This is a genomic window from Clostridium sp. 001, assembly GCF_019056555.1.
Lineage (GTDB): Bacteria > Bacillota > Clostridia > Clostridiales > Clostridiaceae > Clostridium_B > Clostridium_B ragsdalei.
In genome coordinates this window covers 1,622,295-1,634,753 of sequence record NZ_CP020473.1, presented here as the reverse complement: position 1 = coordinate 1,634,753, position 12,459 = coordinate 1,622,295, and the positions used below count along the sequence as shown (strand labels likewise).

Genomic DNA, 12,459 nt, shown 5'->3' with positions numbered 1-12,459 from the left:
TATTATAAACCAATTTAAAAAAATGTAAAGGAGATATTAATTATGGAAGTAAAAGATATGAAAAAAGTAACTTGTGACAAAGACAGGATGGAAGATAAAATCACTACTTTTAGTAAATTTGGTGCTACAGGACACGGTGGAATAACAAGGTTATCTCTATCAGAAGCGGCTCTTCAGGCAAGAGCAGAGTTTACAAAGAGAATGAAATCATTAGGTGCAGATATTGTAACAGATGATATGGGAAATATGTATGCTACTTTCAAAGGATTGGAAGATCTGCCTCATATTGCAATGGGATCTCATTGTGATTCAGTAGTACAAGGCGGAAATTACGATGGAATTTTAGGTGTAATGACTGCAATGGAAGCAGCTGAAACTATAGTTAGGGAAAATATTCCTCATCGCCATCCAATTACAGTTATGATATGGACTAACGAAGAAGGAGCACGTTTTGATCCGGCTATGATGTCATCTGGTGTTGTTACTGGTAAATTTGATAAAGCAAAGATGCTGGCATCAAAGGACCCAGAAGGCGTAACTTTTGGTGAAGCTCTGGATGCAAGTGGATATAAGGGTGATGAAAAAAATAGAATAAATCCTAAAGATTATATGGCTCTTCTAGAACTGCATATTGAACAGGGACCAGTACTTGAAGCTGCCAAAAAGGATATTGGAGTTGTAGAAGGCGTTGTTGGAATGGTTAATTATGAATTCCAATTTATAGGTCAAGCTGGACATGCAGGAACTGTTCCACAAAAATTAAGAAAAGATGCTCTTTTGGCAGCTTCTGAAGCTATTTTATATCTTCACAAGGAACTGGATAAACTTGATGGCAAGTTAGTTTATACTACTGGAAGAATTAACTGCTCACCAAATGTTCATACAATTATACCAGATGACGTTAAATTTACTTTGGATGCAAGACATCAAGATCCAAAAGTAGTACAGCAGGTAGTTGATATAATTAAGAACATTCCATCCGAACTTGCAGGCTGCAAAGTTAGCTACGAGGAATTGTGGGCACGTAAAACTGTCAGCTTCAATAAAGAATTAGTAAATCTGGTTGAAAAAAATTCAAATCTTTATGGATACTCTAATATGAGAATGTACAGCGGTCCTGGACATGATTCTCAATTTGCAGCTGATATGCTTCCTGTAACTATGATATTTGTTCCAAGTATTGGGGGACACAGCCACTGTGAAATAGAAAAAACTCCTCTTGATAATTGTGTAAAAGGTGCCAATGTACTGCTTCAAACTATACTAGACATCGATAAGATGTAAATTTGATTATAAGTTTATCTGATGGCTACCTATTGTAACACTCCCACTTTTATCAAAGTAGAAGATAACAGTAGCTACGCCCCTAGATAATTCATCTAAACTTAGTGGGAGAAGCAAACTCCCACTAAGTAAGATTCATTGATTAAAAGAAAGAGGGGATCTGTATGGAACAGCCAGTAGAAAAAGAAATATATGAATTAGATCAATCCGACACAACTGTTACGGAAAGTAAACTGTACAATGGCGATAACGCACCAGTTCCAGTTAAGGAAAGAACCTGGAATACCTATAATTTCACTGCTCTCTGGATTGGAATGGCTCACTGTATACCTACCTATATGTTAGCAGGAAGCTTGATATCACTGGGAATGAGCTGGAAGCAGGCATTGTTTACAATTACTCTTGGAAATCTGATAGTTTTAGTACCAATTTTATTGAATGCCCATCCAGGTACTAAATATGGAATTAACTTTCCAGTGTTTTCAAGGTTATCCTTTGGGGTATTTGGCGCAAATATACCTGCAATTTTAAGGGCAGTTGTTGCCTGCGGGTGGTTTGGAATAAATACTTATATAGGTGGAAGTGCATTGAATGTATTGTTTTCAGCTATAATTCCAGGATGGAAAACTCTTGGGGGAAGTTTTCAAATAGCAGGACTTAGTTTGCCGTCTGGTATAACATTTATGATATTCTGGGGCCTTGAGATGTTTGTTATATTTAAAGGCATGGAGCAGCTGAAAAGATTTGAAAACTGGGCAGCTCCTCTGGTTATGGTTTTAGCTCTTATTTTGATGGCTTGGTCAGTTAAATCTGCTCATGGCTTTGGACCACTTTTAAGTTCAACGGGGAAATTGCATACTATGAATGACTTTATGAAAGTATTTCCTGCTTCACTTACCAGTATGGTAGGATTTTGGGCAACACTGTCTTTGAATATACCAGATTTCACAAGATATGCAAAAGGGCAAAAAGAACAGTTAATAGGACAATCTTTAGGACTTCCTATAACTATGACAGTATTTTCCGCTATGGGTATAATAATAACTTCTGCTACTGCAGTAATATTTGGCAAAAGCATGTGGAGCCCGGTAGATATAATATCAAAATTTTCAAATCCTTTTGCAATGTTAGTTGGTTTCTTTGGTATAGTAGTTGCTTCTCTTTCTGTTAATATTGCTGCAAACATTGTTTCACCAGCAAATGATTTTTCAAATGTAGCACCGAAACATATAAGTTTTAAAATGGGTGGACTTATTACAGGTATTATAGGAATACTCATAATGCCATGGAAGCTTTTAGCAGATCCTAGTGGATATGTGTATACATGGCTTGATACTTATTCTGGAATACTTGGACCTGTAGCTGCAATAATCATATGTGACTACTGGCTTATAAAAAAGACTAAGGTAAATCTTAAAGATCTGTATCTTATAAAAGGGTTATACACTTATAAGAAAGGTTTCAATCCAAAAGCAATTATTGCACTTGTTTTAGGAATTTTTGCAGCTCTTATAGGTAAAATAGTTCCCAGCTTGAGCGGAATAGTAAATTATGCTTGGTTTGTAGGCTTTGGAGTTTCATTTGCTGTTTATTATTTATTAAGTGCAGGATCTAAAAATTCAGGTAAAATTAATAGCCAACCTGAAGAACTTGAAGAACAAAGCTTTTAGATTATTTTATGAGGTGATAATTATGGATTTGATTATAAAAAACGGAGTTATAATAACGGCTAAAGACACTTATAAAGCAGATATAGGTATAAAGAATGGAAAAATTGTAGCCATAGGAAAAGAAATTGAGGATAGTGGAGAAGAGATAATAGATGCAGAAGGAAAATATGTATTACCAGGGGCAATAGATGCACATACACATCTTGAAATGCCCTTTGGGGGCACCATATCTGCAGATAGCTATGAGGCAGGAACGAGAGCTGCTGCCTGTGGAGGTACAACGACAGTTTTTGATTTTGCACTGCAGCAGAAAGGTCACGGCATAATTCAAACGGCTAGAGAAAGAGATGAACTCTGTGCACCACAAGCTTGTGTTGATTATGCATTTCACGTAGTTATATCTGATTTGAGACCAGAAATTTTAGATGAATTTCAAGCTGCAGTAGATTACGGACTGCCCAGCTTTAAAGTGTATATGGTATATAAAAAGGAAGGACTTATGGCAGATGATGGAGTACTTTGCCAGGTGCTTGAAAAATCCAAAGAAACAGGAGCACTTATTTCAGTGCATGCAGAAAACCCGGATTTAATAGACATAAGAACGGAGAAATATCTGAAAGAAGGAAAAACTTCTGCTTGGTATCACTATATGTCAAGACCTGAATTTGTAGAGGCAGAGGCAGATAAGAGGGCAATACACTGGGCAAAGTCACTAAATGCTCCCCTTTATATAGTACATCTTGCAAACAAAGAAGGCATGGAAGAAGTAAAGAAAGCAAAAGATGAAGGCTATGAAATATATGCAGAAACTTGTCCTCAATATTTATATTTTACAAGTGAAGTTTACAAGAGAGAAGACGGCAGAAATTTTGTATGTTCCCCACCAATGAAAGGAAAAGAAAGTTTAGATGCCCTGTGGGAAGGCATAAAAACAGGTGATATTTCTACCATAGCTACAGATCATTGTCCATTTCAAAGCTCTGAAAAAGATTGGGGAAAAGATGATTTTACAAAGATACCAAATGGATGTATGGGCATAGAAAATATGTATCCATATATGTTGAATGAGGCAAATAAAGGAAGAATTTCCTTTAACAAGGCAGTAGAAGTTTGCAGTGCAAACCCTGCAAAGATATTTGGATGTGATAATCAAAAGGGTAGTATTGTAGTAGGAAAAGATGCTGATATTGTAATCTATGATCCTAAAAAGGAATTTACAATTTCAAAGGATAATATGCATTCTGATGTAGATTATACCATATGGGAAGGAGTTAAATTGAAAGGATATCCAGTTATGACTTTATCAAGAGGAAAGCTTGTATTTAAAGATGGAGAATTTGTAGGAAAACCTGGTTGGGGAAAATTCTTAAAGAGAAAGATAAAGAGGTAATTAGGCATTTTCTTTCAAATGCCCTAATAGGAGGACTTAATATGGAAAAGAAAAATGATATGAGATTTAGTCAGATAATAGAAGAAGTTTCTAGATGTCTTTTATGTTATGATCCACCTTGCAGCAAAGCATGCCCGGGAGGAAAAAATGCAGCAGACATTATAATGTCTCTAAGATTTAAAAATTATAAAGGAGCGTGTCATAAGTTTATGGATGATTTAGATAAATCTGGTGAATGTGGTCTTGCATGCAATAATAAGATGTATTGTCAGAGAAATTGTATAAGGGGAAAAATAGATAGGCCCATAAAGATAAGGATGATACACAAATTTCTTCATGAAGAGAGCTTAAAAGTGGAGGAGGTAATTTAAAATGAGGGACCTTTCTATAGAGTTTTGTGGTATAAAGTGCGAAAATCCATTTTTCTTGTCCTCTTCTGTAATCAGTAATAACTTTGAAATGTGCGCTAAAGCCCTAAACATGGGCTGGGCTGGTGTGGTATTTAAGACTATAGGTTTTTATGTTGCAGATGAGGTATCTCCTAGGTTTGATGTAATAGCCAAAGAGAATACTCCTTTTATAGGATTTAAAAATTTGGAGCAGATATCAGAGCATCCTTTAGAATATAATCTGGAATGTATAAGTAAATTGAAGAGAAAATTTAAAGATAAAGTTATTGTTGCATCCATTATGGGAGAAAATGAACAGCAGTGGACTACACTCGCAGAGTTAGTTACAAAAGCAGGAGCAGATATAATTGAATGTAACTTTTCATGTCCTCAGATGGCTGAAGAATCTATGGGTTCAGATGTAGGTCAAAATCCTGAACTTGTAGAGAAATACTGCAGATCTGTAAGAAGAGGAACTTCACTTCCTGTACTTGCTAAGATGACTCCCAATATAGGAAATATGGTAATCCCTGCAGCAGCTTCAATACATGGTGGCGCAGATGGAATAGCTGCTATAAACACTGTAAAAAGTATAACCAGGATTGATTTGGATAAGTTTTCACCTTATCCAATAATAAATGGTAAATCAGCTATATCTGGATACTCAGGAAAGGCAATCAAGCCTATAGCTCTTAGATTTATAAGTGACCTGGCTAAGAGTGAAGAGCTAAAAGGAATTCCTATAAGTGGAATAGGTGGAATAGAAACTTGGGAAGATGCAGTAGAATTTTTACTGCTAGGAGCATCTAATATTCAAATTACTACAGCTGTTATGCAATATGGATATAGAATAATAAAGGATTTGATAAGTGGATTGTCCTATTATATGGAAGACAAAAAATTTGAAAAAGTAGAAGAATTAGTGGGACTGGCAGTTAAAAATGTAGTGAATGCAGACGAACTTGAAAGGGATTATATAATTTATCCTGAATTTAGAGATCACAATTGTGTTGGATGTGGAAGATGTTATATATCTTGTTTTGATGGAGGGCATCAAGCTATAAAATGGAACTATGAATTTAGAAAACCACAGCTTATTGAAGATAAATGCGAGGGATGTCATTTATGTGCAAATGTATGTCCTACTGGAGATATACTAAGTGGTAAGAAAGTAATTAAAACTATAAAAAAAGTTAAGCAATTAGCTTAGAAATTTAAATAAGTAAGACTATGAGTATGTTAGCTTATAGCCTTATCTTATTTGCAAGAGTTACAGGGCAATTTAATAGTATTATATATTTTTATTATTTTTTCATTCAACATTTTATCAACTAAATCAATGTAATCTCCATCGTATTTTATACTATTATTTAATAGTAATACAGAAATACCGTGTACCACACTCCACATAGTTAATATATCTAAAGATAGATCCTTTTCTTCTGTAGTATTTTTATATACAGATTTTAGGTAATTAATGGCACTTGCTTTAAATACTTGAAAGGCTCCACCTTCATAGGATGAAGTATTATCTTTGCTTATATTTACAGGTTTACTAAAATCGCTTAAGAAAATAAATTTAAAATAATCTGGATTTTCAATCATAAATTTTACATATTGTTTTCCGAGTTCAACAAGTTGTTTTTTTGGATCGGAAGGATATTTGTTTACAATTTCATTCAAAGAGTTTTCAAAGCTTTTTGATACTTCCATAATGATTGCAGAAATGAGTTCATCTTTATTTTTAAAATGTTTATAGGGTGCGGTATGGCTCACGCTGCACATTTTAGCTACTTTTCTTAAAGAAAAATCTTCATATCCACTATTGTTTAGAAGTTCAATTCCCTTTTTTATCATTTCTTCTTTCAAATTGCCATGATGATATTTTTCTTTATCCAACGTTATCTTCCTTTCAAATTGATATATTTAAGGTAATTATAACCTTTGCAGATCATATAGGCAATGTTGTATTAAACATTGCCTGTAAAAGTTAAACATATGAGTAAAGCATTTAATCCTATTATTACACAGGTTATAATCCATCCCACAGTTTTTGTAAGAGGCTTATTGGCAAGGTGCCCCATAAGATCTTTTCGACTGGTTATAAGCAGCATAGGTATTATTGCAAGGGGGAGGGCAAAGCTTAATGCAACCTGGCTTAGCACTAAAGCTTTCATTGGATTCATTCCGAGACATATAATAACCATTGCAGGTGTCATAGTTATAAGTCTTCTAACATTAAGTGGTATATTTAAATTCACAAAACCTTTCATAATAGTCTGTCCTGCTAATGTTCCTACTGCAGATGAAGACAATCCAGATGCAATTAAGGCTATGCCAAAAATTCCACTGGATAAGGAACCTACTAGTGGTTCTAGAGATTTATGTGCCTGTTCGATGGAGTCTACAGCCATTCCATTTTTATAAAATACTGCAGCTGAAACTATTAACATTGCTGCATTTACGATAAATGCAATGTTCATGGCAATTATTATATCAATTCTCTCCATTTTTAAGTGACCAAGTTTAGTTTTTATGCTGTCATTTTTATGATTACGACTTTGAACCAATTGAGAATGCAGATATATAACGTGGGGCATAACAGTAGCTCCTAGCATACTTACAGCTATCAATACAGCACTTCCGTTTGGCAGTATGGGAACAAGGGTATGTATCCCAACAGATGTCCAATCAGGTTTAGCTATAAATAATTCCATAGAATATGCAATGCATATAACAGTTACCAATGTGGTGATTATTGCTTCTATTATCTTTTGACCATATTTCTCCATATATACAATAATATAAGTTGCTAATCCAGTGAGAAGGCCTGCATAAATCATAGGAATCTTAAATAGTAGATACAATCCAAGGGTGCCGCCTAGAAATTCTGCTAAATCTGTTGCCATAGCAGCAAGTTCGGCACAAATCCATAAAAACCAATTGGTTTTTTTTGAAAAAATCATTCCACACATTTCAGGTAGGTTGTGTCCTGTGGCAATGCCTAGCTTTGCAGACATGGACTGGAGGAAGATGGCCATTATATTGCTCCACAGGATTACCCATAGGAGAGTATAGTTAAATTGGGAGCCAGCACTTATATTTGTAGCAAAATTTCCAGGATCTATATAAGCCACGCTTACTATAAAAGCAGGCCCTAAAAATTTGGATAATTCACGACTTTTTCTAAGTATTCCTCTATTTTTCTTTAATACATTTAACTCGTTTTCCATATTCTAAAATTACCTTCTTTATAAAAAATTTGTTAGTCTAGGCTAAAGTTCTTTCACTACTGTAAAATATGTAATGTAGGTTAAAAGTGTTACTGATGCACATGGGAAATAGGGTTATTTAGTAACTAGGACTTAACGTTTTTAACAAACTGTTATGGTATAGATAACATATAGTTAACTTGCAAAATGTATACTTTTTTTGAAGTCAAATTAATGAGGTGTGTTAAATGAGCATAGAGAATGAACTTGAGAAAATATTAGCAGAAAAAAGTATCAATACTGTTTTTCAGCCTATCGTTTCTTTGAAAAATGGTTTTGTTATAGGATATGAAGCACTTAGCCGTGGACCTGAAGGTTCACCTTTGTATTTTCCAGATAAACTTTTTTCGGCTGCAGAAAAGTATAATAAAACATGGGAACTTGAATTTTTGTGTAGGGTAAAAGCCATTGAAAAGGCAAATTCAATTGATAAAAATAAGTTACTATTTATAAATGTAGATCCTAAAATATTTAGAGATGAAAGATTTAAAAGTGGGTTTACAAAGGATTTTTTAGAGAAACACAATATGTCTCCAGACTTAATTATTTTTGAAATTACGGAGAAAACTGCTATAGAAGATTATAAAAGTTTTAAAACTGCTCTTGAAAATTATACTAATCAGGGATATAAAATTGCAATTGATGATACAGGGGCAGGTTATTCAGGACTTAAAACTTTAATGGAAACAAAACCTCATTATATTAAAATTGATATTTCTCTCATAAAAAATGTAGATAAAGATTTATTTAAACAGGAACTTATGAAAACATTTGTAACTTTAGCCAGATCTACTAATATGAAACTTATTGCAGAAGGAATTGAAACGGAAGAAGAACTTTTAACCTTAATTAAAATAGGTGTTTGTGCTGGACAGGGATATTTTCTTCAAAGACCAGCAGGAACATTTTTAGATATTCCTCAAAATGTAAGAGAAAAAATAGCTGATTATAATAAAATATCTGATAACAAAGTTAAATTTGAAAAAAGTTATATTGGAGATATTGCCCAAGAAAATAAAACATTTTTGGTATCAACTAAAAGTGAAAATATAAAAAAATTTTTTGAACAATCAAGTGTTACAGGAGTATGTATAGTAAATGAAGATTTTCCAACGGGTTTAATTATGAAACACAATCTTGATTCTATGCTTGCTACAAAATATGGAATCTCAGTGTTCTTAAAAAGACCTATATCCTTAATTATGGATTGTTCACCTCTTATAGTAGACTATTATGATTCTATAAGTGAAGTATCAAAAACTGCAATGACAAGAGAAAATAGTAAGATTTATGATTATGTAATAGTTACAAAGAATAGCAAATATTGTGGAATTGTAACAGTTAAATGCTTACTTGAATATACAGTGGAATTTGAAAAAAATTATGCAAAAAATCTCAATCCTTTGACTGGACTACCGGGTAATGCTATTATAAATAAAACTCTTAAAGATATGATTGGCTATAAAAATAATTTTTTACTTCTTTATGCTGATTTAAATAATTTTAAAGTATATAATGATACCTATGGTTTTGAAAATGGAGATAAGGTGTTAAAATTTACTTCAATTTTTTTAGAAAATAAAATTAAGGAGTCTTTTCCATACAATAGTTTTATAGGACATTTAGGAGGAGATGACTTTGTGTGCATAATAGAAGATACTGCTGCTAAATGTTATAAATTATGTGAAGAGATGATCCAGGAATTTGATTTGAAAATACTTAATTTTTTTAATGAAAGAGATAAAGAAAATAATTACATAGAATCTTTTGATCGAAAAGGTAATAAAGATATTTTTCCACTTACATCAATTGCATTTGGAGGAATGTATGGAAATGTCAATAGATTTAAAGATGTAGATGAAATTGGTGAATATATGAGCACTTTAAAAAAACAGGCCAAAAGAAATAAGAATAGGAGCGGCTATGTAATTGATGAAGTTTATTAAAATGAGTTCAATTATATTGCAAATTAAATACTAGTATGATACACTGAATAAGTATTAGTGATAACTGATGCTTAGATTTGATTGGATGAACAACATATCTCTTTTAGAAATATATTTGTGAATCGTTTTAGATCTTGATTTTTGGAAAAGGAGGTATGTTTAAATGGCAGATAAAACTATAGTTTGCAAAGACTGTGGAGAAGAATTCGTATTCACTGAAGGCGAACAAGAATTTTATAAAGAAAAAGGTTTTGAAAATGAACCTCAGAGATGTCCTGATTGTAGAAGAAAAAGAAAACAACAGAACAACAGAGGATTCAGAAGATAATAAAGTGTTTATTAAAGCCCTATAGTTTTATGCTATAGGGCTTTTAAAAGTTTAGATGATTTTTACGGAAAGGAAATTGGAAATGACAAACGACAATGTTTGGACTAATAAAAGTACTATGTATCAATATATAAAACAGTATTTACAAATGATGATAGGGTGTATAATAGTAGCCTTTGGATTTAATCTATTTTTAAAGCCCAATGAAATAGCTTCTGGGGGGACGGTTGGAATATCTATATTAGTACAGCATGTATTTAATGTAGAGCCTGCCATTACACAATGGTGTGCAAATATTCCACTGATTTTTGTAGGACTATTTTTTATGGGGAAAAAATTTGCAACGAGAACTGTATTTGGTTCTTTGGTTTTACCTTTATGCATACTTTTTACAACACATTTTCATGCTTTGACATTAAATCCTCTTTTAGGTGCTATATATGGGGGAGTACTATCAGGTATAGGACTTGGCTTAGTTTTTAAAAGTGATGGATCTACAGGAGGAACTTCAATAATAGCTAGTATTGCCAATAAATATACGGCCTTGAGCATAGGAAACTCTCAAGGATTAATAGATGGCTCTGTAATTATTGCTGCTGGTTTTGTATTTGGTGCAGAAAAGGCACTTTATGCGATTATATCCATATATATAACTAGTAAGGCTATTGATTTAATGCAGTTAGGATTTAGTGGATCAAAAGTTGCCTTTGTAATTTCTGATAAATCACAACTAATTAAAAAAGCTGTATTAGAGGATTTAAACAGAGGTGTTACCGTGCTGTCTGGCTTTGGTGGTTATACTGAGGAAAAACGTACAGTTTTAATGGTGGTTATGGATCAATCAGAATTGAACAGATTTAAAACTTTCATAAAAAATATCGATAAAGACTCATTTATAATAATAAGTGATACCCATGAAGTTTTAGGGCAGGGATTTAAATTATATAGTGGAGTTAAGAACAAAAAAATATGAGTAATGATTTGGTAAATAGACGTGATATCAAGTGATTCTTAGACTAAGGTGGGGTTTGCTTATGAGAAATACCTCTCTCCATCTGAGTCTTAGAAGAACTTATCCAGGGGTGTATCAGCCGTTATCTCCCACCTAAAGAGGATGGGAGTGTTACGGATGGTAGCCATCGGATAAATTTATAGTTAATTATTTTCAAAGTTTATAATACAAAACTGTAGAAAATATGTAAACTGTAGTATATAATAATTAATAATTGACAACGGTTTTTTGTAGATTAATATGTTAAAATAGAAATAGGTATGGATAAATTTTAAGATAGAGGCGAGAAATTTGATAGATATAAAAACTGAAAAAGAAATAGGATATATGGCTGCAGCAGGGAAGATACTAGCATCGTGTCACAAAGAAATTAGAAAAATGATTAAGCCAGGTATAACTACTATGGAAATAGATGCTTTTACGGAGAAATATTTAAAAGAAAATGGGGCAACCCCTGAGCAAAAAGGTTATATGGGTTTTCCATATGCTACCTGTGCTTCAGTAAATGATGAGATATGTCATGGATTTCCAAGCAACAAACCTTTAAAAGAGGGGGACATTGTAACTATAGATATGGTTGTAAATTTAAATGGATGGTTGGCTGATTCTGCATGGTCCTATGCAGTAGGAAATATATCTAAGGAAGCCGAGGACCTTATGAAGGTTACAAAAGAATGTCTTTACAGAGGTATAAAGAAAGCTGTTGTTGGAAATAGAATAGGTGACATAGGACACGAAATACAAAGCTATGCAGAGCCACTAGGATATTCAGTAGTAAGAGATTATACAGGACATGGCATAGGAAAAGTAATGCATGACGATGTATGTGTACCACATTATGGTAAGCCGGGAAGAGGACTTAAACTTAGAGAGGGTATGGTAATTACTATAGAACCTATGATAGATATAGGTACTTATTCAACTGTAGTAGATAGTAATGATTGGACAGCACGTACTGCAGATGGAAGTCTTTCAGCACAGTATGAACATACTCTTGCTATAACGAAAAATGGACCTATTATTTTAACTGATCAAGACAGCATTTAAAAAGTAGAAATGAAGCAGCCGTGGATAAGTATCAGCAGTACATGACATTATTCACGGCTATATATTTTTAATAATTAGAAAATAGTGGAACTCAAATTAATTCACAATTTGCAATTCACAG

11 protein-coding genes are annotated in these 12,459 nt (G+C 33.2%); 9 read left to right on the top strand and 2 right to left on the bottom strand.

What is annotated here, in order from left to right; all coding sequences use genetic code 11:
- The first annotated feature begins 57 nt into the window (after positions 1-57).
- The 5 genes from B5S50_RS07395 to preA all read left to right on the top strand — a co-directional run bounded on the left by B5S50_RS07395 (position 58) and on the right by preA (position 5,943).
- Positions 58-1,284, top strand: a complete 1,227-nt coding sequence (locus tag B5S50_RS07395) for a Zn-dependent hydrolase (RefSeq protein WP_217303783.1) — start codon at positions 58-60, stop codon at positions 1,282-1,284.
- A 164-nt stretch (positions 1,285-1,448) separates the two neighbouring features.
- On the top strand, positions 1,449-2,954 hold the full coding sequence (locus B5S50_RS07390) for an NCS1 family nucleobase:cation symporter-1 (RefSeq protein ID WP_065077034.1): 1,506 nt from the start codon (positions 1,449-1,451) through the stop codon (positions 2,952-2,954).
- 22 nt (positions 2,955-2,976) lie between these two features.
- Entirely contained in the window at positions 2,977-4,344 is a 1,368-nt protein-coding gene (gene hydA, locus B5S50_RS07385; RefSeq protein ID WP_217303475.1) for a dihydropyrimidinase, read from the top strand.
- 41 nt (positions 4,345-4,385) lie between these two features.
- Positions 4,386-4,715: a hypothetical protein gene (locus tag B5S50_RS07380; protein WP_065077062.1), complete on the top strand. Its 330-nt coding sequence runs from the start codon at positions 4,386-4,388 to the stop codon at positions 4,713-4,715.
- Between the two features lies 1 nt (position 4,716).
- The gene (preA, locus tag B5S50_RS07375; protein WP_217303474.1) at positions 4,717-5,943 is read left to right on the top strand and encodes an NAD-dependent dihydropyrimidine dehydrogenase subunit PreA; all 1,227 of its coding nucleotides are present in this window, start codon (positions 4,717-4,719) and stop codon (positions 5,941-5,943) included.
- A gap of 47 nt (positions 5,944-5,990) precedes the next feature.
- Here preA and B5S50_RS07370 read toward each other — a convergent pair whose 3' ends face one another.
- Together B5S50_RS07370 and B5S50_RS07365 are read right to left on the bottom strand one after the other, a co-directional pair.
- Positions 5,991-6,632: a TetR/AcrR family transcriptional regulator gene (locus B5S50_RS07370; protein WP_065077031.1), complete on the bottom strand. Its 642-nt coding sequence runs from the start codon at positions 6,630-6,632 to the stop codon at positions 5,991-5,993.
- Between the two features lie 71 nt (positions 6,633-6,703).
- Entirely contained in the window at positions 6,704-7,966 is a 1,263-nt protein-coding gene (locus B5S50_RS07365; protein ID WP_065077030.1) for an Nramp family divalent metal transporter, read from the bottom strand.
- 227 nt (positions 7,967-8,193) lie between these two features.
- Here B5S50_RS07365 and B5S50_RS07360 point away from each other — a divergent pair, with 227 nt between their 5' ends.
- The 4 genes from B5S50_RS07360 (at position 8,194) to map (ending at position 12,338) form a co-directional block, all read left to right on the top strand.
- Positions 8,194-9,951, top strand: coding sequence for a GGDEF domain-containing protein (locus B5S50_RS07360; RefSeq protein ID WP_065077029.1), 1,758 nt, complete (start codon positions 8,194-8,196; stop codon positions 9,949-9,951).
- A 163-nt stretch (positions 9,952-10,114) separates the two neighbouring features.
- Positions 10,115-10,279 (top strand): zinc-ribbon domain-containing protein, encoded by a 165-nt coding sequence (locus B5S50_RS07355; RefSeq protein ID WP_013240204.1) that lies wholly within the window; start codon positions 10,115-10,117, stop codon positions 10,277-10,279.
- 82 nt (positions 10,280-10,361) lie between these two features.
- Positions 10,362-11,252 carry a YitT family protein gene (locus tag B5S50_RS07350; protein ID WP_065077028.1) on the top strand — a complete coding sequence of 297 codons (891 nt, stop codon included), beginning with the start codon at positions 10,362-10,364 and terminating at the stop codon, positions 11,250-11,252.
- 330 nt (positions 11,253-11,582) lie between these two features.
- A complete protein-coding gene (gene map / locus B5S50_RS07345; protein ID WP_065077027.1) occupies positions 11,583-12,338 on the top strand; it encodes a type I methionyl aminopeptidase in 756 nt (251 codons plus the stop codon).
- Positions 12,339-12,459: the final 121 nt, after the last annotated feature.